Here is a 23,874-nt window from a genome sequence, read left to right as displayed (position 1 = left end):
TCGTACCTCGCGCCGCCCCGCTGGACGGCGTACCGCCGACCACCGCTGCCAGGCCGTCCCACCGTCGTCCACCCCCCACGGAGCACAGCGATGACCTCCCACCCGCCCCTGGCCGACAGCGTGGCCGACGCCACCCCCGACGCCGACTCCGACACCACCCGGGCCACCCCGCCCGGCCCCGCCCGCGGCCCCGCCACCCCACCCGCGCCCCGCCGGGCCGACACCGACCCAGCCGAGCACGATGGCGGGACCCACGCCGGGACCCATACCGGGCCGTGGGACGCCGACCCGCTGGAGCAGCAGGACGCCTACGCCACCGCCAACCACGCCGGTGTGGAAAGCCTGTTGCGCTGCTGGGTCCGGGAGACCGGCGGCACCCCGGACCCGGACGGCACGCTGCGGCTCCCGCTCATCGCCACCGGCATCACGCTGCGCGTACCCGTACGGCACTGGTCCGCGGTCGGCACCCACCGCTTCGGCCCGCCCGCCATGCCCTCCGGGGCGCCGGTGGACGCCGTCACGCTCGCGGTGCTGCTCGCCCGCGAGACCGGCGCCGCCGCCGCGGAGGCCGCCGACCTGGCCGCCCGGGTCGCCGACTCGGTGGGCCGCACCACGGTCTTCGTGGCCGACCGGCGGGCCAACCCGGCCGCCCCGCCCGGCACTTCGCCGTTCCTGGACGCCGAGCAGTCGCTGCTGCTCGGCCATCCACTGCACCCCACCCCCAAGAGCCGCCAGGACCTGTCCGGCGCCGAGGCCCGCGCCTACTCGCCGGAGGCTCGCGGCGCGTACCCGCTGCACTGGATGGCCGTGGACCGCACGGTACTGGCCACCGACTCCGCCTGGACCGACCGCGGCCGCACCATCCCCGCCGACCGCATCACCGCCCAACTCGCCGGACCCGCACTCACGTTGCCGCCCGACAGCGTGGCGCTGCCGCTGCATCCCTGGCAGGCCCGTGAGGTACGGCACCGCCCCCAGGTGCGCCAACTCCTCGACGCCGGACTGCTGCACGACCTCGGCCCGTACGGCACCCCCTGGCATCCCACCTCCTCCATCCGCACCGTCTACCGACCCGACGCGCCCGCGATGCTCAAGCTGTCGCTCGCCGTGCGGATCACCAACTCCCGCCGGGAGAACCTGCGCAAGGAACTGGTCCGCGGCGTGGAGGTGCACCGGCTGCTGCGCAGCGGGCTCGCCCGCCAGTGGCACGCCGACCACCCCCGCTTCGACATCGTGCGCGACCCCGCGTGGCTCGCCGTCGACTCGCCCGACGGCGAACCCGTTCCGGGGCTCGACGTCGTACTGCGGCACGTCTCGTTCGGCGCGCACGACGACGTCAACTGCGTCGCCGGGCTGACCTCTGAGCGCCCCTGGCCCGGCTGCCCGCCGACCACCGCCCGCTCCCGGCTCGCCGACCTCATCGCCCGGCTCGCCGCCCGAACCGGCAGACCGGGACCAGCCGTGGCCACCGAGTGGTTCCTGCGCTATCTGCACACCGTGGTCAGCCCCGTGCTCTGGCTGGACGGTCACGCCGGTGTGGCACTCGAAGCCCACCAGCAGAACACCCTCGTGCTGCTGGACGCCGATGGCTGGCCGACCGGCGGACGCTATCGGGACAACCAGGGCTACTACTTCAGGGAGTCCCGGCGCGCGGAACTCGACCAGCGCCTGCCCGGTATCGGCACCGCCAGCGAGACCTTCGTCTGCGACGAGGTGGCGGACGAGCGGTTCGCCTACTACCTCGGTATCAACAACGCCCTCGGCCTCATCGGCGCGTTCGGCGCCCAGCGGCTCGCCGACGAACAGGTGCTGCTCGCCGCCTTCCGGCGATTCCTCACCCAGGCCGCCACCGACAGCCGCTCCGCCCTCCCCGAGCGGCTGCTGCACGCGACCACCCTGCGCTGCAAGGCCAACCTCCTCACCCGCCTGCACGGCCTTGACGAACTCGTGGGCCCCGTCGACACCCAGTCCGTATACGTCACCATCCCCAACCCCCTTGCCGTTCCAGCGGCGTGACACAACCAGGAGAGGAGGGGCGCCGACGATGCCGCCCACCGACTCCAGCACCAACACCGACAGTATCGACGCCACCACTGACAACCGCCCCCACCAGAGCACCGACAGCGGCGACGACACCCTGGACCTCCCCCTGGACCGCGACGCCGTCGACCTGGTCATCCCGCCGACCGTCCCGGCGGCGGGACCGGGCACGCTCACCCGCGGCCTGGTCGACGACCTGCTCGACGACATCAGCGGCTGGGGACCGGTCAGCACCCCGCACGGCGTCTTCCAACTCGTCCCGGTCGTCCCCGACCGCGACGTACCCATCATCACGCGGTGGATGAACGATCCGGCGGTCGACGAGTTCTGGCAACTGGCCGGGCCCGAGGAGACCACCCGGCGCCATCTGAGCACCCAACTCGACGGCGACAGCCGAAGCCGCCCCTGCCTCGGCGTCCTGGACGGCACCCCCATGAGCTACTGGGAGATCTACCGCGCCGACCTCGACCCGGTCGCCCGCTACTACCCGTCCCGCCCGCACGACACCGGAATCCACCTGCTCATCGGCAGGGTCGCCGACCGCGGCCGGGGCCTGGGCACCGCCCTGCTGCGGGCCGTCGCCGACCACGTCCTCGACCACCGGCCCGCCTGCGCCCGGGTCATCGCCGAACCCGACCTGCGCAACACCCCTTCCGTCGCCGCGTTCCTCGGCGCCGGATTCCGCTACGCCGCCGAACTCGAACTGCCCGACAAACGTGCGGCGTTGGTGATCCGCGACCGGGCACTGCGCCATCTGCTGTAACCCGCAACCGCCACTCCCTCGTCCCAGGAGCCGCTACGTGCTACACCGACCCGCAGAACTCGACCCTGGAATCTGGATCCGCTGCGCACGCCGTCTGCTCGCCAAGATGATCGGCGAGTTCTGCTACGAGGAGGTGCTCACCCCGATCCCCCAGGACGAAACGGGCGGCTACCGGCTGGACCTGGCGGACGGCGTCACCTACCGCTTCTCGGCCCGCCGCGGATCGTACGGAAGCTGGCGGGTCGACCCCCGGTCGATCACCCCCACCGGCGACCCACTGCACTTCCTCACCCACGCACACCGCCAGCTCGGTGTCACCGGAGACACCCTCGGCCACCTGGTGCGGGAGCTCAACGCCACACTGATCGCCGACGCCCGACTGGACGCCGCGGCGCTGGACGTCGGCGAACTCGCCGACCTGGACTACGCCGAACTGGAGGGCCAGCAGACCGGCCACCCCTGGATCGTGGTCAACAAGGGCCGCCTCGGCTTCTCCGCCACCGACGCCGCCCGCTGGACCCCGGAGGCCCGCCGCGCCCAGCCGCTGCCGTGGATCGCGGTGCGCACCACCCTCGCCGCCTACCGCGGCGTACCGTCGCTGGACGGGCCCGACCGGCTCTACACCCGCGAACTGGACAAAGACGTACGCGAGGTGTTCGCCCGGACACTGCGCGACCGCGGCCTGGCCCCCGAGGACTACCTCTATCTGCCGGTGCACCCCTGGCAGTGGGACGAGACCGTGCTGCCATTGTTCGCCGCCTCCATCGCCGCCGACGACATCGTCCCGCTGCCCACCGACGGCGACCTGCGGCTGCCGCAGCAGTCCATCCGCACCTTCCTCAACACCAGCCGCCCCGACCGGCACACCGTCAAACTGCCGCTGTCCATCCTCAACACCCTGGTCTGGCGCGGCCTTCCCACCGAGCGAACCCTCGCCGCGCCCGCCGTCACCTCCTGGGTGCACGCGGTACGCGACGCCGACCCCTACCTACGCGACGACTGCCGGGTGATCCTGCTCGGCGAGGTCGCCTCCGTCACCGTCGACCACCCCGTCTACCGGCGGCTGCCCGAAGTCCCCTACCAGTACAAGGAGTTGCTGGGCGCGATCTGGCGCGAACCACTCACCGGACACCTCGAACCGGGGGAGCGTGCCCGAACCCTCGCCGCGCTGATCCACACCGATCCCAAGGGGCGGGCCTTCACCGCGGAACTCGTCCGCCGCTCCGGGCTCGCCCCGCACACCTGGCTGCGCCGCCTGTTCGCCACCCTGCTGCCGCCGCTGCTGCACTTCCTCTACCAGTACGGAACGGTCTTCTCCCCGCACGGCGAGAACGCCATCGTCATCTTCGACGAGGACGATGTACCGGTCCGGCTGGCGATCAAGGACTTCGTGGACGACATCAACGTCAGCGCCGAACCCCTGCCGGAACACCGCACCATGCCGGAGGCGGTGCGCGAGGTACTGCTCACCGAACCGCCCGCGTTCCTCACCCAGTTCATCCACTCCGGCCTGTTCGTCGGCGTCTTCCGCTACCTCGCCCCGCTGTGTGAGGAGCAACTGGGCGTCCCCGAGGAGGAGTTCTGGGGCCTGGTACGCGACGAGGTGCTGCGCCACCAGGACCGCTTCCCCGAACTGAAGGAGCGCTTCGTCACCTTCGACCTGCTCACCCCGCGCATCGAACGGCTGTGCCTGAACAGGAACCGGCTGCACCTCGACGGCTACCGCGACCGCCCGCAGCGCCCGCACGCCGCCGTCCACGGCACCGTACCCAACCCGCTGTACGCACCGTGACCGCGGCGGTTCGCTGAGTGTCCGGCGGGGGTGGCGGTTTCCGGGACCGTTGTCAGTGGCGGCACGTAGGGTGGGGACTCCTATGAGCAAGCCCGACCTCACCGAACTGCTGCACGCCGCCGTCACCGCCGTGGGCGGTGTGGAGCGCCCCGGCCAGGTCGCCATGGCCCAGGCCGTGGCGGCCGCCGTTGACGACGGCAACCATCTGCTGGCCCAGGCCGGGACCGGGACCGGAAAGTCGCTCGGCTATCTGGTCCCGGCACTGGCACACGGCGAGCGGGTGGTCGTGGCCACCGCGACCCTCGCCCTCCAGCGCCAGCTGGTCGAGCGCGACCTGCCGCGCACCGTGGCCGCGCTCGGCCCCCTGCTGCGCCGCGAACCGCAGTTCGCGATGCTCAAGGGCCGCTCGAACTACCTGTGCCTGCACCGGCTGCACGAAGGCGTCCCCAGCGAGGAAGAGGACGGCCTGTTCGACCCCATGGAGCAGATGGGCGGGCCCACCAGCAAGCTCGGCAAGGACCTGGTGCGGCTGCGGGACTGGGCCGACGAGACCGAGACCGGGGACCGCGACGCGCTCACCCCCGGGGTCTCCGACCGTGCCTGGTCCCAGGTCTCGGTCACCTCCCGGGAGTGCCTGGGCGCCTCCAAGTGCGCTTACGGCGCCGAGTGCTTCGCCGAGGCGGCCCGGGAGCGGGCCAAGCTGGCCGATGTCGTGGTCACCAACCACGCGCTGCTGGCCATCGACGCCATCGAGGGCGCCCCGGTGCTGCCCAGCCATGAGGTGCTGATCGTCGACGAGGCCCATGAACTGGTCTCCCGGGTCACCGGTGTGGCCACCGGCGAGCTGACCCCGGGCGGCGTCAACCGCGCCGTGAAGCGGTCGGCCAAACTGGTCAACGAGAAGGCCGCGGACGCGCTGCTGACCGCCGCGGAGGGCTTCGAGCGGGTGATGGAGCTGGCGCTGCCCGGCCGCCTGGAGGAGGTCCCGGAGGACCTGGCGTACGTACTGGCCGCGCTGCGTGACGCCTGCCGACAGGTGATCACCTCGCTCGGTGAGGTCCGCGACCGTTCGGTGGCGGACGAGGACGCGGTGCGCAAGCAGGCGCTGGCGTCGATCGAGAACGTGCACGGCGTGGCCGAGCGGCTGCTGGAGCAGTCCGAGTACGACGTGATCTGGTGTGAGCGGCACGACCGGTTCGGCGCCTCGCTGCGGGTCGCGCCGCTGTCGGTGTCCGGGCTGCTGCGCGAGAAGCTGTTCGCGGAGCGCTCGGTGGTGCTGACCTCTGCGACCCTCAAGCTCGGCGGGGACTTCAACGGGGTGGCGGCCTCGCTGGGCCTGGCCCCGGAGGGCACCGAGGGAGACGATCTGCCGGTGTGGCAGGGCATCGACGTCGGCTCGCCCTTCGAGTACCGCAAGCAGGGCATCCTCTATGTCGCCAAGCACCTGGCCACACCGGGCCGTGAGGGCAGCCGCACCGACATGCTGGACGAACTCGCCGAGCTGATCGAGGCCGCGGGCGGCCGGACGCTGGGGCTGTTCTCCTCGATGCGGGCCGCCCAGGCGGCGGCCGAGGCGCTGCGCGGCCGACTGGACTTCCCCATCCTGCTGCAAGGGGAGGAGACGCTGGGCGAGCTGATCCGTACCTTCGCCGATGACGCCGGTACTTGTTTGTTCGGCACGCTGTCGCTGTGGCAGGGCGTGGATGTTCCCGGTCCCAATTGCCAACTCGTGGTGATGGACAGAATTCCCTTCCCGCGCCCTGACGACCCATTGATGAGCGCCCGGCAAAAGGCCGTTGAGGAAAACGGCGGCAATGGGTTCATGGCGGTGGCCGCCACTCATGCGGCGTTGTTGATGGCGCAGGGGGCGGGTCGGCTGATCCGTGCCACCGGTGACCGGGGTGTGGTGGCGGTGCTCGACCCACGGCTGGCCACGGCGCGGTACGGGGGGTTCCTGCGGGCCTCCATGCCGGAGTTCTGGTACACCACGGACCGCAACCAGGTGCGCCGCTCACTGGCCGCCATCGCGGCGGCCGCGGACACGGCCGCGGCGGACACGGCGGGCTGAGCGGGGCGGGGTCGAGCCCGGCACCGGTGCGACATGGCGGGTCCCCGGAACCGTGCGGGGTTCCGGGGACCGGGCGCATCCTGCGGCGGCGTTCGGGCGGGGCGTTCACACCCGGCGCAGTACGGCCACCACCTTGCCGAGGATGGTCGCCTCGTCACCGGGGATCGGCTGGTAGGCGGCGTTGTGCGGCAGCAGCCACACATGCCCGTTCTCCCGCTTGAAGCGCTTGACGGTGGCCTCTCCGTCCAGCATCGCGGCCACGATGTCCCCGTTCTCGGCGACGGGTTGGCGGCGCACGGTGACCCAGTCGCCGTCACAGATGGCCGCCTCGATCATCGAGTCACCGACCACCTTGAGGACGAACAGCTCGCCGTCGCCGACCAGTTGGCGGGGGAGCGGGAAGACGTCCTCCACCGACTCCTCGGCCAGGATCGGCCCACCAGCCGCGATCCGGCCGACCAGCGGCACGTAGGATGCCGACGGCTTGCCGGTGGTGTCCGTGGGCTGCGAGTGCGGGGCGTCGGAACCGCGCACCTCGTAGGCGCGGGGGCGGTGCGGATCGCGCCGTAGGAACCCCTTGCGCTCCAGCGCCATCAGCTGGTGGGCCACCGAGGACGTGCTGGACAGCCCGACGGCCTGACCGATCTCCCGCATCGACGGGGGGTAGCCTCGGCGCTGTACCGAATCCCGGATGACCTCGATGACCCGGCGCTGCCGGTCGGTGAGCCCAGAGCTGTCGGCACGGATGCCCGGCGGACGGCCGGGCAGCGAGCGTCCTGGCTTCGCGGTGTCGTCGTTCATCGCGTTCATCGGATCAAGCCGGTCCTGGGAGCGGTCCTGGGCGCTGATGGTCGCGCTGTCTGCGGTCGTGGTCACGGCGGCCCCTCTCTGTGTTCTCCCTAGTGAGACAACGGTAGTTGCTTTCGAAAGGTTGCGCCAAACACACGTTCGAGTGAAAATTTATGATTCACCTGTCGTGATCAAGTTATCGGGTGTATAGGCCGGAAATTCCCGTCTCGACGGCGTCGGCCGCCCGAATCAGACCGTCTCAGGTACCGCACGTCTCAGGTACCGCACATCTTCCGGCTCGCCCTCCCGAAGGCCCGCGCCGTACCCCACCGTCGTCCGTGTGGCACCCAGCGTGACCCCCGAGGCCGCCCGCACACCGTACCCGGGCCTCACGTAGGCTCGGGCTGCGCCGCGCCGCCGCGACACGCGAGTACGGCACCTCGGCCTCTGGTACCAGATCTAGTGGTTTGATGTGGGGTGGCTACCCACAAGTTGTGGTTCCCGCGGTCTGCAGGACTCCGGGGATCGCCTATGCTTGAGGCTGCTTCGCGGGGCCCAACAGGCCGTGCGCAGCGTGTTATTCCATACCGCGCGACGGCCGTCCGCGCGCGGACATCAGGGTGAGGAGGGAGAGGACATGCACTGCCCCTTCTGCAGGCACCCAGACAGCCGCGTGGTCGACAGCCGCACCACCGACGACGGAACCTCGATCCGGCGGCGCCGCCAGTGCCCCGACTGCGGTCGGCGGTTCACCACGGTCGAGACGGCGTCCCTGATGGTGATCAAGCGCAGCGGGGTGACCGAGCCCTTCAGTCGGGACAAGGTCATCGCCGGGGTGCGCAAGGCCTGCCAGGGCCGCCCGGTCACCGAGGACGCGCTGGCCCAGCTCGGGCAACGCGTCGAGGAAGCGGTCCGGGCCACCGGCAGCGCCGAACTGTCCACCCATGACGTGGGACTGGCGATACTCGGCCCGCTCCAGGACCTCGACCTCGTCGCCTACTTGCGGTTCGCCTCGGTCTACCGGGCCTTCGACTCGCTCGAGGACTTCGAGGCGGCCATCAACGAGCTGCGGGCTGGCGGCGGCGGGGCCGCCGCGTCCCCCTGCGCCACCCGGCCATCGGCCGACAGCCCAGGTCAGCGGCATGGGGAAGCCCGCGCCCCGCGGTCGGCGGACCCCCGCGGCACCGACGGGGGCGCGGCCGTCCCCGTCCCATCCGGCCCGGCCTCGCCCTGAGGCCGGGCGGCCCGGCGCGCCCCCATCGGGCGCCCGCGGCCCTGCCCCCACGGGGCCACGCGGCGCGGCATCCCGCGAACCGCGACACACAGCAGGACACAGACTTCGTCCGGTGCCACGGGCGCCGAGGCGGCAGACAACACCGTGCGGCGGGAAGAACCGTGGCACTTCAGGGCGTTTTGCCCGTATAGGGAGGCGGCATGACAGAGACGACGAGCGGCTCGGCACGTAGCTCTCGCTCCAAGGACGGAAACGCTGAGAAGGCCGGGAAGGCAGTGAAGACCACCAGGACCGCCAAGCCCGGCAAGGGCCTGCGGATCGAGCGCATCCACACCACTCCCGGCACGCACCCGTACGACGAGGTGGTCTGGGAGCGCCGCGACGTCGTCATGACCAACTGGCGCGACGGCTCGGTCAACTTCGAGCAGCGCGGCGTGGAGTTCCCCGACTTCTGGTCGGTGAACGCGGTCAACATCGTCACCAGCAAGTACTTCCGTGGCGCCGTCGGCTCCGCCAGCCGTGAGAACAGCCTCAAGCAGCTCATCGACCGCGTGGTGAAGACCTACCGGGCCGCGGGCGAGGAGCACGGCTACTTCGCCTCCGACGCGGACGCCGAGATCTTCGAGCACGAACTGGCCTACGCCCTGCTGCACCAGGTCTTCAGCTTCAACTCCCCGGTGTGGTTCAACGTCGGCACCGCCCAGCCGCAGCAGGTGTCCGCCTGCTTCATCCTGTCCGTCGACGACTCGATGGACTCGATCCTCGACTGGTACAAGGAAGAGGGGATGATCTTCAAGGGCGGCTCTGGAGCCGGCCTGAACCTCTCCCGCATCCGCTCCTCCAAGGAACTGCTCTCCTCCGGCGGCAACGCCTCCGGCCCGGTGTCCTTCATGCGCGGCGCCGACGCCTCGGCAGGAACGATCAAGTCCGGTGGCGCGACCCGCCGCGCGGCCAAGATGGTCGTCCTGGACGTGGACCACCCCGACGTCGAGGCCTTCATCGAGACCAAGGTGAAGGAGGAGGAGAAGATCCGCGCGCTGCGCGACGCGGGCTTCGACATGGACCTCGGCGGCGAGGACATCACCTCCGTCCAGTACCAGAACGCCAACAACTCGGTCCGGGTGAACGACGAGTTCATGCGGGCGGTCGAGAAGGGCGAGAAGTTCGGTCTGCGCGCCCGGCTGACCGGCGAGGTCATCGAGGAGGTCGACGCCAAGAGCCTGTTCCGCAAGATGGCCGAGGCCGCCTGGGCCTGCGCCGACCCCGGCATCCAGTACGACGACACCATCAACCACTGGCACACCTCGCCGGAGTCGGGCCGGATCACCGCCTCCAACCCGTGCAGCGAGTACATGCACCTGGACAACTCCTCGTGCAACCTGGCCTCGTTGAACCTGATGAAGTTCCTGCGCGACGACGACCAGGGCAACCAGAGCTTCGACGCCGAGCGGTTCGCCAAGGTGGTCGAGCTGGTCATCACCGCGATGGACATCTCCATCTGCTTCGCCGACTTCCCCACCCAGAAGATCGGCGAGACCACCCGCGCCTTCCGCCAGCTGGGCATCGGCTACGCCAACCTGGGCGCCCTGCTGATGGCCACCGGCCACGCCTACGACAGCGACGGCGGCCGGGCGCTCGCCGGTGCCATCACCTCGCTGATGACCGGCACCTCCTACCGGCGCTCCGCCGAACTGGCCGCGGTCGTCGGCCCGTACGACGGCTACGCCCGCAACGCCGACGCCCACAAGCGCGTCATGAAGCAGCACTCGGACGCCAACGCCGCCGCCACGCGCATGGACGACCTGGACACCCCGGTGTGGGCCGCGGCCACCGAGGCCTGGCAGGACGTGCTCCGGCTCGGCGAGAAGAACGGTTTCCGCAACGCCCAGGCGAGCGTGCTGGCCCCCACCGGCACCATCGGCCTGATGATGGACTGCGACACCACCGGTGTCGAGCCGGACCTGGCGCTGGTGAAGTTCAAGAAGCTGGTCGGCGGCGGCTCGATGCAGATCGTGAACAACACCGTGCCCAAGGCGCTCAAGCGGCTCGGCTACCAGCCGGAGCAGGTCGAGGCGATCGTCGCGCACATCGCCGAGCACGGCAACGTCATCGACGCCCCGGGCCTGAAGCCCCAGCACTACGAGGTCTTCGACTGCGCGATGGGCGAGCGGGCCATCTCCCCGATGGGCCACGTACGGATGATGGCGGCCGCGCAGCCGTTCTTGTCCGGCGCCATCTCCAAGACCGTGAACATGCCGGAGTCGGCCACCGTCGAGGAGATCGAGGAGATCTACTTCGAGGGCTGGAAGATGGGCCTGAAGGCGCTGGCCATCTACCGCGACAACTGCAAGGTGGGCCAGCCGCTCTCGGCGAAGAAGAAGGAAGAGGAGAAGAAGGCCGAGCAGGCCGCCGCCCCGGCCGAGGTGGAGAGGGTGGTCGAGTACCGCCCGGTCCGCAAGCGGCTGCCGAAGGGCCGTCCGGGCCTGACCACCTCGTTCACGGTGGGCGGCGCCGAGGGCTACATGACCGCCAACTCCTACCCGGACGACGGTCTCGGCGAGGTCTTCTTGAAGATGTCCAAGCAGGGCTCGACCCTCGCGGGCATGATGGACGCCTTCTCCATCGCCGTCTCGGTGGGCCTGCAGTACGGGGTGCCGCTGGAGACCTACGTCTCGAAGTTCACCAACATGCGCTTCGAGCCCGCCGGTCTGACCGACGACCCTGACGTGCGGATGGCGCAGTCGATCGTCGACTACATCTTCCGCCGCCTGGCGCTGGACTTCCTGCCGTTCGAGACCCGCTCCGCGCTCGGCATCCACTCCGCCGAGGAGCGCCAGCGGCACCTGGACACCGGCTCCTACGAGCCGGAGGGCGAGGACATGGACGTCGAGGGCCTGGCCCAGTCGGCGCCTCGCCAGGTCGACCCGCCCAAGCAGGCGCCCGCTGCCACGGCACCGGCGCCGAAGGCGGCGCACAACTCCACCGAGCTGCTGGAGATCCAGCAGGGCCTGAACGCCGACGCACCGCTGTGCTTCTCCTGCGGCACCAAGATGCGCCGCGCGGGCAGCTGCTACGTGTGCGAGGGCTGCGGCTCGACCAGCGGCTGCAGCTGAGCCGGGCATGAGGCGGGGCGTGGACCGATCGGTTCACGCCCCGCCTCCGTGCCGCGCCGGTCAGTACGACTGGAGTTCGATGAGGTTGCCCTCCGGGTCGCGCAGATGCGCGGTGCGCAGGTTGGCGCCCCACTCCGGGCGGTCGCGCGGCTCCACCACGACCATGGCGCCGTGCGCGGCGAGCTTGCGCGCGGCCTCCTCCACGTCGTCGACCCTCAGCACCAGCATCGCGGTGTCCTGCCCGGGCGCGTGCGACGGGAGCGCCTCGGTGCCGACGGTACGGGCGATCGCCTCGCGCGAGTACAGTACGAGCACCGCCTGACCGTCCACGTCCCAGTTCGCGTACCCGTGTTCGGGCAGCACCTTCACCGGCTCCACCGCGAGCAGGTCGCGCAGTGCCGCGGACCAGAACCGGGTCGCGGAGTCGAAGTCACGGACCAGCAGGCGTGGGTACAAAGCGTCCATGCGCCTGATCGTACGGCCGTGCCCACAAGGGGAGTTGACCGGGTGACGGGCTCCACCGCGGGCGCGGGGCAGGCACCGCGCGGCCCTAAGATGGCGCGGTGCTGGTGAAGTGGAGTCGCTGCCGCGTGCTGGACCGAGAGGGGTTCGAGCGCGGGCAGCGTGAGTGGTCGGGGTTGCTGGGCGAGCCGGGGTTCCGGGGGCAGGGCGGTGGGTGGGGGCGCGGCCGCCCGAATGAGGCGCATGTCTTCTGCTTCTGGGAGAACCGCCGGTTCTACGACATGTTCATGGCCGGACCGCACGACTCCATAGCCGCGGCCCAGGCGGGCACCTACGACCGCGCCGATGTGCGCCTGTTCGAGCAGCGTCAGGAGGTGAAGGTGGGGTTCCGCGCCCAGTTCCGGGACGCGGACCTGGTGCGCGTCGCACACCTTCGGGTGCGTCCCGAGCAGGTGGAGCACTTCATGACGATGCAGGAGAAGGTGTGGAACCCGGCGATGGCCGGGTCGCCGGGGATGCTCAGGGGCGTCTTCGCGGAGGGCGCGGGAAGCGAGTTCCTGGTGCTGTCGATGTGGGACTCCTCCACCGAGCGCGGCAAGTACCGCCCCGCCGCGGTCGGCAGGCTGGAGCAGCGGGCGGAGTTGGACGCCGACCTGGTGTCGGTGGCGGGTGACATCATCGACGTGGTGCAGGCGTGGACGGTGTGAACTCCTCCCCGGTTCAGACGGTTTCGCCGGGCGCCGGGCGCTCGTGCCGTTCGGCGGCGGTGGCGGATCCGGCCGCCGTCTTCGAGCGGGAGCGCTCGCGGCTGTTCGCGGTGGCCTACCGGATGCTGGGCTCGGCCGCGGAGGCCGAGGACGTGGTGCAGGACGCCTATCTGCGCTGGCAGGGCGCTGACCGCGGTCAAGTGGCCGCTCCCGGCGCGTGGTTGGTCAAGACGGTGGTCAACTTGTGCCTGAACGTGCTGGATTCGGCACGGCTGCGCCGTGAGCGGTACGTCGGCCCGTGGCTGCCGGAACCGGTGCTGACCGCGGACGGCGCGCTGGGACCGCTGGAGAGCGTGGAGCGGCGCGAGTCGGTGTCCTTCGCGCTGCTGGTGCTGCTGGAACGGCTGACCGCGGCGGAGCGCGCGGTCTTCGTGCTCCGTGAGGCGTTCGGTTACCCGCACGCGCGGATCGCCGAGGTGCTGGAGCTGTCCGAGGACAACTGCCGCCAGTTGCTGCGCCGCGCCCGCAACCGGGTGGGCGGGCCGCAGGCCCGCTTCGACGCGCCCCTGGAGCAGCGGCGACGGATGGTCGAGGAGTTCCTGCGAGCCGCCGCGGACGGTGACCTGGCCGGTCTTGAGGAGCTCCTGGCGCAGGACGTGGTGTCCTGGGCGGACGGCGGCGGCACGGTGTCGGCGGCCAGGCGGCCGGTGCTCGGCCCGTCGAAGGTGGCGCGGCTGGTCGCCGGGCTGGTGGTCAAGTCGCCGCCGGGCCTTCGGGTGGAGATCGCCGAGGTGAACGGCGAGCCCGCGCTGGTCGCGCTGCTGAGGTCCAAGGTGCTGGGCGTGCTGGTGCCGGAGTTCAGCCGGCAGGGCATCGTCGGGCTGCGCAACGTGCTCAATCCCCGCAAGCTGGAGTTCTTCGGCCGGCAGTGGGCCGAGCGCACCGCCGCCTGACCCGCGGTGTCACATTCCGGCGGGCTGCGCGGTCTGTTCCGTGAGATCTCTGCCGGGAGATCCGCGGGCGGCCGACCGGTCCTCGCGGGTGGTCCCGGCCCACACGGAGGGAAGGGACGGCGATGGACACGGTTTTGGTGACCGGCGGTACCGGTGTGCTCGGGGCCGCGGTGGTACGGCGGCTGGTGGCCGACGGGCGGCGGGTGCGGGTGCTCAGCCGGCGCGCCGAGCGGCCCGCCACGGTGCCGCGGCGGGCGCAGTGGGCGGTGGGCGACCTGACCAGCGGCAGCGGGCTGGACGCGGCCTTGGACGGGGTGGGCGCGGTGGTGCACTGCGCGAGCGACCCCCGGCACTGGAAGAACGACATCATCGGCACCCGGCACCTCATCGCCGCCGCCCGGGCCGCCGGATCACCGCACCTGCTGTATGTGTCGATCGTCGGCGTCGACCGGGTGCCGTTCGGCTACTACCAGGCGAAGCGGCGGGTGGAGCGGGAACTGGAGGACTGCGGACTGCCCTGGACGGTGCAGCGGACCACCCAGTTCCATGACCTGCTGCTCGCGATGGCGCAGCAGCTGACCCGGCTGCCCGTGGCGTTCGCCGCGCCCGGGCTGGTCTTCCAGCCGGTCGACGTGGGCGAGGTCGCGGACAAGGTGGCCCAGCTCGCCGTCGGCGAGGCCGCCGGACGCGTCCCGGACATGGGGGGACCGGAAGTCCTGAGCGCGGCGGAGGTGGTGGACGCGGTCCTGCGGGCGCGCGGACGCCGTCGGCCGGTGGTGTCGGTGCCGCTGCCGGGCAAGCTGGCGAGGGCGGTGCGCGACGGCGGGCTGCTGGCCCCCGAGCACGCCGTGGGGCAGCGCCGCTTCGCGGACTTCGTGGCGCACGCCCCGCTGACCGACCGCCGCTACGGGGCAGCGCAGCGCTCCGCCTGATGCGGCCCGCCCGGGCTCAGCAGCCGCCACAGCGCGAGGCTGAGCCTCGCGGCCAGGTCGTCGTCGACCGGGGCGTGCTGGCTTATCAGCCGGTACCACATCGTGCCGAAGGCGAAGTCGGCGGCGAGGTCCAGTGGGACCTCCTCGTCGCTGAGTTCACCGCGCCGCACGCCCCGCGCCAGGACATCGCGCAGCGCCGCCCGGCGCGGGCCGATCACGGTGCCCTGGAGCCGGGCGGACAGCTGCCCGTCGTGCTGCGCCTGCGCCATCAGGCCGACGAGCGCGTGCCCGGTCAGCTCCCGTGCGAGCCGGAACGTGGTATCCAGCAGCGTGCGTACGTCTGCCAGGGTGTCGCCGGTGTCCGGGGCGAGCCGGGCACCTTGGCGGTGGACGAGGTCGCGCAGCGCTTCGAGCAGCACGGCCTCCTTCGTCGGCCACCAGCGGTAGACCGTCTGCCGCCCCACGCCCGCGGCGTGCGCGATCCCCTTGATGGTCAACGCCTGGTAGCCGTCGCGTTGGCACAGCCGCAGCGCCGCGTCCAGCACCGCGCGCCGGGCCGTCTCGCTGCGGGGTCTGCCGCGCGCCGCCGTCTCCGCCATGACGCCACTTTACAGGACACCGTGCCTCGTTTTAGGGGGGTCGCGGTGGTCGTTCGGGTGTGGCGGCTCATACGGTGGGCGCGCGCCCCAGGTCGTGCGCCCGGTGAGTTTGCGCACACGGTGATTGACCCTGTTCAGGGGTGATGTCAGAGTTTCCGTCGCCATGACCGTTGACCCTCTACTGCCCGAACGTTTCGAACGGGCCCTCGCCAGCCTGCGCGGACTGTCCGTCGGTGACGCGCTGGGTTCGCAGTTCTTCGTGCCGTCCAACTACCCCGCCCTGCAAAGCCGCCAGTTGCCGCCCGGGCCATGGCAGTGGACCGACGACACCGAGATGGCCTGCTCGGTGTTGAACGTCCTCGTCCGGCACGGCCGCATCGACCAGGACGACCTGGCCCGCTCCTTCGCCGAGCACCACGACTTCGACCGCGGCTACGGTCCGACGGTGAACCGCATGCTGCGGCTGATCCGGCAGGAGGGCGCCGACTGGCGGGAGCTGGCGGCGGGCGTCTTCAACGGGCAGGGCTCCTGGGGCAACGGGGCCGCCATGCGCATCGCACCGCTCGGCGCCTGGTACGCCGACGACCCCGTCCAGGCCACCCACCAGGCGGAGATCTCCGCCTACACCACACACCAGCACCGTGAAGCGGTGGTCGGCACGATGGCGGTGGCCGCCGCCGCGGCACTGGTGGCCGCCCCCGAGCCGCCGAAGGACCCGGCCGAACTGCTCGGCGCCGTGATCGACCTGGTGCCGCGCAGCGCCGTGCAGGCCGGACTGCGCCGCGCACGCGACATGCTCGACTACGCGGACGTGGGAACCGTCGCCGCCGTGCTGGGGTGCGGGCGGCGCACCAGCGCGCACGACACCGTGCCGTTCGCCCTGTGGGCGGCGGCGCGTCACCTCGACAACTTCGAGCAGGCGCTGTGGACCACGGCGCGCGCTGGCGGCGATGTCGACACCACCTGCGCCATCGTCGGCGGTGTGCTGGCCGCCCGGCGCTCGGGTGCCGCCCCCGAGGAGTGGCAGCGCCGCACCGAGCGGCTCCCCGAGTGGCTGGTGCGGCCCTGACGGTCCGCCGTACGGTCCTTCGCCTTTCCGTTCCGCTTGCCGCCGACCTGAACTGTCGAGGGTCGTCGGCCAGTTGAGGGCGCGGTGTGCTCGGCGCGTCCGGCGGGCGGTTCCGCAACGGGTGCTGGCGGGGCGGGGGTGTGCGGCGGGGGGACGGTGCCGGTCCACCGCTCGAACAGGGGGCGTAGGCTTGGCATTGCCATGCCGTACGAACCACCCACCCACAGCGTCGAACGCTCGCTGCGCGCCACCCTCGGCGTCCGGATCGTCGCCGGGATCGACGAGGTCGGCCGCGGTGCGTGGGCGGGACCGGTCACCGCGTGCGCGGTGGTCACCGGGCTGCGCCGGCCGCCGGAAGGACTCACCGACTCCAAGCTGCTCACCGTCAAACGGCGCACCGCCATGGCCGGGCAACTCGCCGACTGGGTCACCGATCACGCGCTCGGCCACGCCTCATCCGAGGAGATCGACGAGCTCGGTATGACCGAGGCGTTGCGGCTCGCCGCCGTACGCGCACTGGAAGGATTGTCGGTGGTACCCGACGCCGTCATCCTGGATGGCAAGCACAACTACCTTGGCGACAGCTGGCAGGTGCGTACCGTGATCAAGGGTGATCAGTCCTGTGTTCCGGTTGCCGCCGCCTCGGTGATCGCCAAAGTGCGGCGCGACGCGCAAATGGCCGAACTCGGCCTGGAATACGCCGCGTTCGGGTTCGCCGAGAATGCGGGGTACCCTTCGCCGGTGCACCGTGCCGCACTGCAGGAGTGGGGGCCCACCCCATACCACCGACTGTCGTGGGCGTACCTTGACTCGTTGCCGCGCTGGCGTCATCTGAAGAAGGTCCGCAACATTATCGACGAGGCGGACGGGTCCGAGCAGTTGGGTTTCGACTTCTGACCCACCCGATGCTGTGTCCGCCCAGTGCATTTGATAGACAACTCACCATGCCTCTCTTCCCCGAGGAGCCACAGATTCACGAGAGTGTCCCGGGCCCGCGCGCCGCAGCGGGGGGAACCCGTACTCCGCAGGCCCCCCGCCCCGCCCCGGTTCCCGGTCCCCGACCCGGCCCGCGCCCGGCGCCGCCGCGCGCGCCCCGCAACCATCCGTCGCCCGGACACCCCGGTGCCGCCCGGACGACCGCCCCGGCGGGTTCGTCCGCCACGCGAGCCGCCGAGGCCACGGCGCAGATCCAACTGGTACCGGCCACCGACGCCACCGCCATCGAGGCGGCCGACAACGCGGTCGACACCCTGCTGGACTCCGGGCGCGCTCCCTCCGACATCCTGGTGCTGACCACCGGTGAGACCCACCCCTGGGCGCAGCACGAGCTGTCGTTCGGCGAGGAGTCCTACTGGCGCCAGCAGGACGAGGCCGACGACGTCTTCTACGCGCGTGCAACCGCCGAACGAGCCGTGAAGCGGCCCGTGGTGGTGCTCGCCGTGAACGGGGGCACCGACGAGGAGTCGGCGCGGGCGCTGCCCGCCGCGATGGCCCGAGCGGAGTCCCTGCTCGTCGTCTGCGGAGACCCCGAGCGGCTGCGCAGTCTGCTGTGACCGGCGCTTCGCGCCACGAGGAACGGGGGGTCGGCCCGCGGTCAGCGGGCCACCTGGCGGCGAACCGCCTGCGGCGCCGCGTCGGTTGAGCCGAGTGCCGCCGGACTTCCGGCGCGCTCCGTCCAGGAACCGGCGTGCGGGCTACGGCCACTGCGCCCGTCGCCCAGTACATGCCAGCCGCTCGGGGTGAGCGTGATGTACGCCCCGCACCGCAGCCCGTGCAGCGTGCAGGCGTCGTGCAGGCCCCACATCCACGCCCCGTCGGCCGTGGTCCAGTCAGGCCCACCGTCCCTGCACACCAGCAGCACCGCCGTGTGTACGGGGGCGCGACGGCGCAGATCGTGCGGGATGACCCGGCGCAGATGGGCGAGTATCGCGTTGCGGTGCTCCCACCCGTCGACGCTGGCCGCGCGCTGGCTGAACGAGGCACTGGCCGCTGCCCGCCCATCCGGGGCGAACACCGCCACCACCACCGTCGACGGCGACGGAAGATGACGGACGTACAGGTCCTTGACGACGTCCCGAGGTCTGGACAACAGCGGTATCCCGCATTCCGCCCACTCTTCGAGGCCCAGAATCCGACTCAGCCGGGAGGCAGCGTCGGCTCCGGTTTCCGCGGCGAAGCCGAAAGCCATGGTCCTCCCTTCGTGCGCGCGCTCAGGTACTGGACACGGGCGTACGCCGGTCGTGGGGCTCGATGAGCCTGCCGGGGGTCCGGTCCAATTCTTCCTTCCGTATGGACATGCGGCAACGAGCAATTGCCGCCACCCGACCGGAATGAACCCCTCCGCCGGTTTGATCCCGCCGGGACCCTCGAAATGGACTTGCGATCACCCCTGCGTGGCCAGGACCAGCGGCAACACTCCCCGAGCGCCGGACCGCAGCAGCAGCCGAGCCACCACCGCCAGCGTCCAGCCGGTGTCCGAGAAGTCATCCACCAGCAACACCGGCCCGGCGGCGCGGGCCAACTCGGCGGCCAGTTCCGGCGAGACGGCGAACGCGCCGTGCAGAACCCGCAGCCGCTGGGCGCTGTTGCTGCGCGGTATGCGCTCCGGCACCCGGCCCTCCGCGTAGCGGACACGGCCCAGCAGCGGCATCCGCCCTACCTCCGCGATCCGGGCCCCCAGCGACTCGATCAGCTGCGGACGCGTACGCGAGTCCACGGTGACCACACCGACCGGACGAGCCGGCGCCCCGGGATCACCACTCGCCCAACCACCAGGCCCCCTCGCCCAGTCGGCAAGCACCCGCACCACCGCGTCCACCGCGTCCGCGGGCACCGGACCGTCCAGCGCGCCCTCGGCGAACATCGGCCGCAACCGGTTGCCCCAGCCGATGTCCGACAACCTGCCGAGCGCCCGACCGGTCAACGCCTGTTCGCTGGCCGGAATCCGCCCCTTCAACTCGACACCCACCGCGGGCATCCCCGTCGGCCACATCCGGCGCGGCTCCAACTGCACACCCGGCCTGCCCAGCGCGGCCCGGGCGGCGTCCAGCGCCTCAGCGGAGACACCACCGGTGAACCGGGCACCGGCACAGTTGTCACACCGGCCACACGGCTCAGCCGCCTCATCGTCCAGCTGCCGCCTCAGATACTCCATCCGGCAGCCCGTGGTGGCCGCGTAGTCACGCATCGCCTGCTGCTCGGCCTCCCGCTGCCGGGCAACCCACGCATACCGCTCGGCGTCATACATCCACCGCTGCCCGGTCGCCGTCCACCCGCCGCGCACCCGGCGCACCGCACCGTCCACATCCAGCACCTTCAACATGGTCTCCAACCGCGAGCGGCGAAGATCGACCCGGGCCTCCAGCGCCGGAAGAGACACCGGCCGGTCCGCATCGGCGAGCACTTGAAGAGTGCGGCGCACCTGCTCCTCACCGGGAAACGCCAGCGAGGCGAAATACCGCCAGATCGCCTCGTCCTCACGGCCCGGCAGCAACAGCACCTCCGCGTGGTCCACACCGCGACCCGCACGCCCCACCTGCTGGTAGTAGGCGATCGGCGAGGACGGAGAACCGACATGCACCACGAAACCCAGATCCTGCTTGTCGAAACCCATGCCCAACGCCGAGGTGGCCACCAAGGCCTTGACCCGGTTGGCCAGCAGATCAGCCTCCGCGGTGCGCCGATCAGCGTCCTCCGTCTTCCCCGAATAGGAGGCGACGCGGTAACCGCGCTGCCGCAGGAACGCGGCAACCTCCTCCGCCGCCGCGACCGCCAACGTGTAGATGATCCCCGAACCAGGCAGCGCCTGAAGATTATCGGCGAGCCAGGCCAACCGGTGTGCGGCATCAGGAAGTTCAAGCACCGCCAGCGCCAGGCTCTCCCGATCCAGCGGACCGCGCAGCACCAACGCGCCCTCATCCCGGTCCGGCAGCCCCCCGGTACCCAACTGCTCGGCCACATCGGCGGTCACCCGGGCGTTCGCCGTGGCCGTGGTCGCCAAAACCGGCGTACCAGGCGGCAGTTCGGCCAGCATCGTCCGCAACCTGCGGTAGTCAGGCCGGAAGTCATGACCCCAGTCGGAAATACAGTGCGCCTCGTCCACCACCAGCAAACCGGTGGTCGCGGCAAGCTTGGGCAACACGTCATCCCGGAAGTCCGGATTGCTCAACCGCTCCGGGCTCACCAGCAGCACGTCCACCATGCCAGCGGCCACCTCGGCCTGCACGGCGTCCCACTCCTCGGTGTTAGCCGAATTGATCGTACGGGCCCGGATGCCCGCCCGCTCGGCCGCCTCGATCTGGTTGCGCATGAGCGCGAGCAGCGGCGAGACGATCACCGTCGGCCCGCTGCCACGCTCCCGCAGCAGCGCCGTGGCCACGAAATAGACCGCCGACTTGCCCCAGCCGGTGCGCTGGACCACCAGGGCTCTACGCCGCTGCGCGACCAGCGCTTCGATCGCCCGCCACTGGTCCTCACGCAGCCGCGCGGAGCCGGTGGCGTCACCGACGAGACGGCCGAGCACGGCATCAGCCGCGGTACGCAGGTTCTCGCTCATGCCCCCATGCAACCCGATGCCACCGACAACGCGCGAACCCCGGCCAGAACCTGTGGACAACCCGTCCCCCGAACCGGTCACCACTTTTCCAGCAGCTCATCGGACGAATTCGCGGAGTTATCCACAGGGCTGGCGGACCAGCGGCACCCCGCGAGATCTTCGCCCCATGACACACAACACCGAATCCTCACCATCCCACCCGCCCCGCGAACCACGGGTCACCCTGCGAGGCCCCGCCGACCTGGCCGAGGCACTGCCCTTCCTCCTCGGCTTCCACCCCGACGACAGCATCGTCATGGTCACCCTGCACGGAACCCGCGGCCGCTTCGGCGGACGACTACGCGTCGGCATCCCCTCCGACCCCGCCGAATGGCACCACATCGCAGCCCAACTCGCCGACTGCCTGATCGCCGAAGCCGGTCGCCCCGGCCGCCCCGACGGCATCGCCGTCTTCCTCTGCCAGGACCCGCACCCCGGCGAACGCCCCCAACAAACCATGGAACGGCTACGACCACTCGCCCAACACCTACGCACCGCGTGCGGCGCCCTCGACGTACCAGTCATGGAAGCCCTCTGCGTCAGCGACGGCCGATGGTGGTCCTACTGCTGCCCCGACATCGGCTGCTGCCCACCCGAAGGAACACCCATCCCACAAGACGGCACCTCCGTCATGGCTGCCGCCGCGGCCTACGCCGGTATCCAAGTACGCGGCTCACTGAAAGAAATGCAGGCCCGCTACGCACCACTCGGCCCACCCCGAGCCGCCCCCCAGGAAACCGCCCTCGACCAGGCCTGCGCCGAACTCGTACCCCGCATGCTCCGCGACGGAGACATCCGCACCGTCCGACACGAGACACTCGCCCTCGCCGAAGCCGCCCTCCACCGCTTCCGCACCACTCGGCCCACCTCCGACGACACCGCGGGCGACGCCCACGACGACAACCTGCTCGGCGACGCCGAGGCAGCCGCGATCATCCTCGGCCTCCAGGACCGCGACACCCGCGACCAGGCAGCCGAGTGGATGGAAGGCCAAGACGCCGCCCCCGCCCTACGACTGTGGCGCGCACTGGCACGCCGCTGCGTCGGCGCCTACACCGACCACTCCGCCGCGCCGCTCACCCTTGCCGGCTGGGTCTGCTGGTCCGTCGGGGACGAACCCGCCGCCCGCGTCGCCTTCGACCGCGCCCTGGACGCCGACCCCGAATACACCTTCGCCCAACTGCTGCACCGGGCCTGCAACCACGGCCTGGACCCGGAACCACTGCGCCAGTGCCTACGCCAGGAACGCCGAAAGCGCCTGTCACGCGGCACCACCAAGCCGCGGCCGACCAGCGGCCCCCAAAAACGCCCGGCCACCGACACCATCCCCGCCAACCACCCAGGCAGCCGCGGCCGAGCGCACCGCCCGGCCCGAACCAGGAAGGGAGACGGACGACGATGCTGAGCGCACCCCAAGAACACACCGTGCCCCGCGACGGCGCAGCCGGATCCCCCTTACAGCTCGCCCCGCGCCAGGCGGATCAACCGATCCAACACCCGACCGCTGCTCACCCGCAGCCCGTCATGCTCGTACTCGTCCGTGACCCAGGTGCGCAACCCCTTGACCGCGGCGGCGGTCTCCAACGAATCGGCGGTGTCGACGTACATGTCGTCGTGGTAGATGGCGGCCACCACAGGCACCTCGTTGCGCGCGAGCTGCTCGGTGTCGTACAGATCCGGCCAGTCCTCACGCAACGCGAGGAGTTGCGCCGCCTCCCACAGCGGTTCAAGGGCGGGATCGGTAGAGAACATCCAAGGATAGATCATCTCCCCGGTGAACAGCAGGGGGTCAGCACCCGACAGCGCCTTGTCGGCGTCGAACTGCGGGAACTCCGCGCGGACCGCCTCCGCCGCCCAGCCCGTGCACTGGCCGGAGACCGACCGCTGGCCGTAGATCGACTCGTGCAGCACCGCATAGAGCGGATTGGCCGCGAACGACAGATGCCCCTGCACCTCGGACAGGAAGGAGTCGGAGAGCGCGGGATCACCCACTCCCGGAACGAAAGCGTCCTCCAACAGGTAGTGCAGCGCGTGCGATCCGTTACCCGTCCCGAGCATGATCCCCAACGACTGGAAGGCCGCTGGCGTCAACACACCTCCGCCGGGCAACCGCACCTGGCGGTCGCGCAGATGGCGAACCACCGCGTGGGCGATCTCGGCGTCCTGCGGATAACGCTCGTAGTGCCGCCGGTTCTTGCGCTCCACACGCGGGTACGCGGCGCGGTAGACGTCCCGGGCGCTGGAACGCAGCCCGGCGAGCCCGCCGGTGATGAACGCCTCCCGCACACCCTGTGGGGCGAACGACAAATACGTCAGCGTGCAGAAGCCACCGAAGCTCTGCCCGAGCACCGACCACTGGGTATCCTCACCCAGCAGTTGACGGCGGATCAGTTCGCAGTCGGCCACGATGGCATCGGCACGGAAGTGTGCCAGATACTCGGCCTGCGCGGCGGCGTCGCCACGACTCGGCAAGGTCTGCCGGTTCGCCGGGGTGGATCGACCGGTGCCCCGCTGGTCCAGTAGCAGCACCCGGTAGTCGTCGAGCGCCCGGGTCAGCCAACCGTCCCGGCCCATCGGGCGGGGAGAGCGCCCGCCCGGCCCGCCCTGCAGGAACAGCAGCCAGGGCAGCGGCTCGCGCTCCCGGCCCACCGCCACCACCTCACGGGCATAGATCTCGATCCGCTCCCCGTCGGGCCGGGAATGGTCCAGCGGAACGCTGAAGGTGTGGTCGGTGAGCACAGCGCCGGGCTGGCGAAGGA

Annotated in this window: 19 protein-coding genes; 13 read left to right on the top strand and 6 right to left on the bottom strand. The window is 71.1% G+C overall.

Features of this window, described 5'->3' with window-relative positions:
• The first annotated feature begins 90 nt into the window (after positions 1–90).
• The 4 genes from NON19_RS24215 (at position 91) to NON19_RS24200 (ending at position 6,663) form a co-directional block, all read left to right on the top strand.
• Positions 91–2,016, top strand: a complete 1,926-nt coding sequence (locus NON19_RS24215; protein WP_255931174.1) for an IucA/IucC family protein — start codon at positions 91–93, stop codon at positions 2,014–2,016.
• Between the two features lie 28 nt (positions 2,017–2,044).
• A complete protein-coding gene (locus tag NON19_RS24210) occupies positions 2,045–2,803 on the top strand; it encodes a GNAT family N-acetyltransferase (RefSeq protein WP_255931173.1) in 759 nt (252 codons plus the stop codon).
• A 37-nt stretch (positions 2,804–2,840) separates the two neighbouring features.
• Entirely contained in the window at positions 2,841–4,595 is a 1,755-nt protein-coding gene (locus NON19_RS24205) for an IucA/IucC family protein (RefSeq protein ID WP_255931172.1), read from the top strand.
• Positions 4,596–4,677: 82 nt separating this feature from the next.
• Entirely contained in the window at positions 4,678–6,663 is a 1,986-nt protein-coding gene (locus NON19_RS24200; RefSeq protein WP_255931171.1) for an ATP-dependent DNA helicase, read from the top strand.
• Between the two features lie 105 nt (positions 6,664–6,768).
• Here NON19_RS24200 and lexA read toward each other — a convergent pair whose 3' ends face one another.
• On the bottom strand, positions 6,769–7,539 hold the full coding sequence (gene lexA / locus NON19_RS24195; RefSeq protein ID WP_255931170.1) for a transcriptional repressor LexA: 771 nt from the start codon (positions 7,537–7,539) through the stop codon (positions 6,769–6,771).
• A gap of 550 nt (positions 7,540–8,089) precedes the next feature.
• Here lexA and nrdR point away from each other — a divergent pair.
• Complete coding sequence (nrdR, locus tag NON19_RS24190; protein WP_255931169.1) at positions 8,090–8,686, top strand: transcriptional regulator NrdR; 597 nt, start codon at positions 8,090–8,092, stop codon at positions 8,684–8,686.
• Between the two features lie 200 nt (positions 8,687–8,886).
• A complete protein-coding gene (locus NON19_RS24185) occupies positions 8,887–11,799 on the top strand; it encodes a vitamin B12-dependent ribonucleotide reductase (protein WP_255931168.1) in 2,913 nt (970 codons plus the stop codon).
• A gap of 60 nt (positions 11,800–11,859) precedes the next feature.
• Here the strand turns inward: NON19_RS24185 and NON19_RS24180 are convergent, their stop codons facing one another.
• Positions 11,860–12,264, bottom strand: coding sequence for a VOC family protein (locus NON19_RS24180; protein ID WP_255931167.1), 405 nt, complete (start codon positions 12,262–12,264; stop codon positions 11,860–11,862).
• Between the two features lie 98 nt (positions 12,265–12,362).
• Here NON19_RS24180 and NON19_RS24175 point away from each other — a divergent pair, with 98 nt between their 5' ends.
• From NON19_RS24175 to NON19_RS24165, 3 genes are all read left to right on the top strand, one after another.
• Entirely contained in the window at positions 12,363–12,968 is a 606-nt protein-coding gene (locus NON19_RS24175) for a DUF4937 domain-containing protein (protein ID WP_255931166.1), read from the top strand.
• Complete coding sequence (locus tag NON19_RS24170; RefSeq protein WP_255931165.1) at positions 12,956–13,921, top strand: RNA polymerase sigma-70 factor; 966 nt, start codon at positions 12,956–12,958, stop codon at positions 13,919–13,921. Before NON19_RS24175 ends, NON19_RS24170 begins: the two co-directional genes overlap by 13 nt.
• 122 nt (positions 13,922–14,043) lie before the next feature.
• Positions 14,044–14,853, top strand: coding sequence for an SDR family oxidoreductase (locus NON19_RS24165; RefSeq protein WP_255931164.1), 810 nt, complete (start codon positions 14,044–14,046; stop codon positions 14,851–14,853).
• Here the strand turns inward: NON19_RS24165 and NON19_RS24160 are convergent.
• A complete protein-coding gene (locus tag NON19_RS24160; protein WP_255931162.1) occupies positions 14,826–15,452 on the bottom strand; it encodes a TetR/AcrR family transcriptional regulator in 627 nt (208 codons plus the stop codon). The two genes, NON19_RS24165 and NON19_RS24160, sit on opposite strands and share 28 nt — an antisense overlap.
• A gap of 163 nt (positions 15,453–15,615) precedes the next feature.
• Between NON19_RS24160 and NON19_RS24155 the strand changes: the two genes are divergently transcribed.
• The 3 genes from NON19_RS24155 to NON19_RS24145 all read left to right on the top strand — a co-directional run bounded on the left by NON19_RS24155 (position 15,616) and on the right by NON19_RS24145 (position 18,074).
• Positions 15,616–16,521 (top strand): ADP-ribosylglycohydrolase family protein, encoded by a 906-nt coding sequence (locus NON19_RS24155; protein ID WP_255931161.1) that lies wholly within the window; start codon positions 15,616–15,618, stop codon positions 16,519–16,521.
• Positions 16,522–16,722: 201 nt separating this feature from the next.
• Positions 16,723–17,418, top strand: coding sequence for a ribonuclease HII (gene rnhB, locus NON19_RS24150; RefSeq protein ID WP_255931159.1), 696 nt, complete (start codon positions 16,723–16,725; stop codon positions 17,416–17,418).
• 47 nt (positions 17,419–17,465) lie between these two features.
• Positions 17,466–18,074, top strand: coding sequence for a hypothetical protein (locus tag NON19_RS24145; RefSeq protein WP_255931158.1), 609 nt, complete (start codon positions 17,466–17,468; stop codon positions 18,072–18,074).
• Positions 18,075–18,115: 41 nt separating this feature from the next.
• On the opposite strand, the gene NON19_RS24140 is transcribed toward NON19_RS24145, so the two are convergent.
• Together NON19_RS24140 and NON19_RS24135 are read right to left on the bottom strand one after the other, a co-directional pair.
• Positions 18,116–18,709, bottom strand: coding sequence for a hypothetical protein (locus tag NON19_RS24140; RefSeq protein ID WP_255931157.1), 594 nt, complete (start codon positions 18,707–18,709; stop codon positions 18,116–18,118).
• Between the two features lie 195 nt (positions 18,710–18,904).
• Positions 18,905–21,076, bottom strand: coding sequence for a RecQ family ATP-dependent DNA helicase (locus NON19_RS24135; protein ID WP_255931156.1), 2,172 nt, complete (start codon positions 21,074–21,076; stop codon positions 18,905–18,907).
• A gap of 166 nt (positions 21,077–21,242) precedes the next feature.
• Here NON19_RS24135 and NON19_RS24130 point away from each other — a divergent pair, with 166 nt between their 5' ends.
• On the top strand, positions 21,243–22,520 hold the full coding sequence (locus tag NON19_RS24130; protein ID WP_255931155.1) for a DUF4192 domain-containing protein: 1,278 nt from the start codon (positions 21,243–21,245) through the stop codon (positions 22,518–22,520).
• 50 nt (positions 22,521–22,570) lie between these two features.
• On the opposite strand, the gene NON19_RS24125 is transcribed toward NON19_RS24130, so the two are convergent.
• Positions 22,571–23,874, bottom strand: a 1,304-nt coding sequence (locus NON19_RS24125; RefSeq protein ID WP_255931154.1) for an alpha/beta fold hydrolase, incomplete at its 5' end; no start/stop codon positions are given.

It is taken from the genome of Streptantibioticus rubrisoli, assembly GCF_024436055.1.
Lineage (GTDB): Bacteria > Actinomycetota > Actinomycetes > Streptomycetales > Streptomycetaceae > Streptantibioticus_A > Streptantibioticus_A rubrisoli.
The sequence above is the reverse complement of the archived record's forward strand: the minus strand, read 5'-3'. Positions and strand labels throughout refer to the sequence as shown.

What these genes read in the sequence shown, in the direction of transcription:
- NON19_RS24130 (WP_255931155.1), top strand. Translation starts at nt 21,243, where the DNA reads ATGACACACAACACCGAATCCTCACCATCCCACCCGCCCCGCGAACCA.
- NON19_RS24180 (WP_255931167.1), bottom strand. Translation starts at nt 12,264, where the DNA reads ATGGACGCTTTGTACCCACGCCTGCTGGTCCGTGACTTCGACTCCGCG.
- NON19_RS24145 (WP_255931158.1), top strand. Translation starts at nt 17,466, where the DNA reads ATGCCTCTCTTCCCCGAGGAGCCACAGATTCACGAGAGTGTCCCGGGC.
- NON19_RS24215 (WP_255931174.1), top strand. Translation starts at nt 91, where the DNA reads ATGACCTCCCACCCGCCCCTGGCCGACAGCGTGGCCGACGCCACCCCC.
- NON19_RS24160 (WP_255931162.1), bottom strand. Translation starts at nt 15,452, where the DNA reads ATGGCGGAGACGGCGGCGCGCGGCAGACCCCGCAGCGAGACGGCCCGG.
- rnhB (WP_255931159.1), top strand. Translation starts at nt 16,723, where the DNA reads ATGCCGTACGAACCACCCACCCACAGCGTCGAACGCTCGCTGCGCGCC.
- NON19_RS24155 (WP_255931161.1), top strand. Translation starts at nt 15,616, where the DNA reads ATGACCGTTGACCCTCTACTGCCCGAACGTTTCGAACGGGCCCTCGCC.
- NON19_RS24185 (WP_255931168.1), top strand. Translation starts at nt 8,887, where the DNA reads ATGACAGAGACGACGAGCGGCTCGGCACGTAGCTCTCGCTCCAAGGAC.
- NON19_RS24210 (WP_255931173.1), top strand. Translation starts at nt 2,045, where the DNA reads ATGCCGCCCACCGACTCCAGCACCAACACCGACAGTATCGACGCCACC.
- NON19_RS24140 (WP_255931157.1), bottom strand. Translation starts at nt 18,709, where the DNA reads ATGGCTTTCGGCTTCGCCGCGGAAACCGGAGCCGACGCTGCCTCCCGG.
- nrdR (WP_255931169.1), top strand. Translation starts at nt 8,090, where the DNA reads ATGCACTGCCCCTTCTGCAGGCACCCAGACAGCCGCGTGGTCGACAGC.
- NON19_RS24135 (WP_255931156.1), bottom strand. Translation starts at nt 21,076, where the DNA reads ATGAGCGAGAACCTGCGTACCGCGGCTGATGCCGTGCTCGGCCGTCTC.
- NON19_RS24200 (WP_255931171.1), top strand. Translation starts at nt 4,678, where the DNA reads ATGAGCAAGCCCGACCTCACCGAACTGCTGCACGCCGCCGTCACCGCC.
- NON19_RS24165 (WP_255931164.1), top strand. Translation starts at nt 14,044, where the DNA reads ATGGACACGGTTTTGGTGACCGGCGGTACCGGTGTGCTCGGGGCCGCG.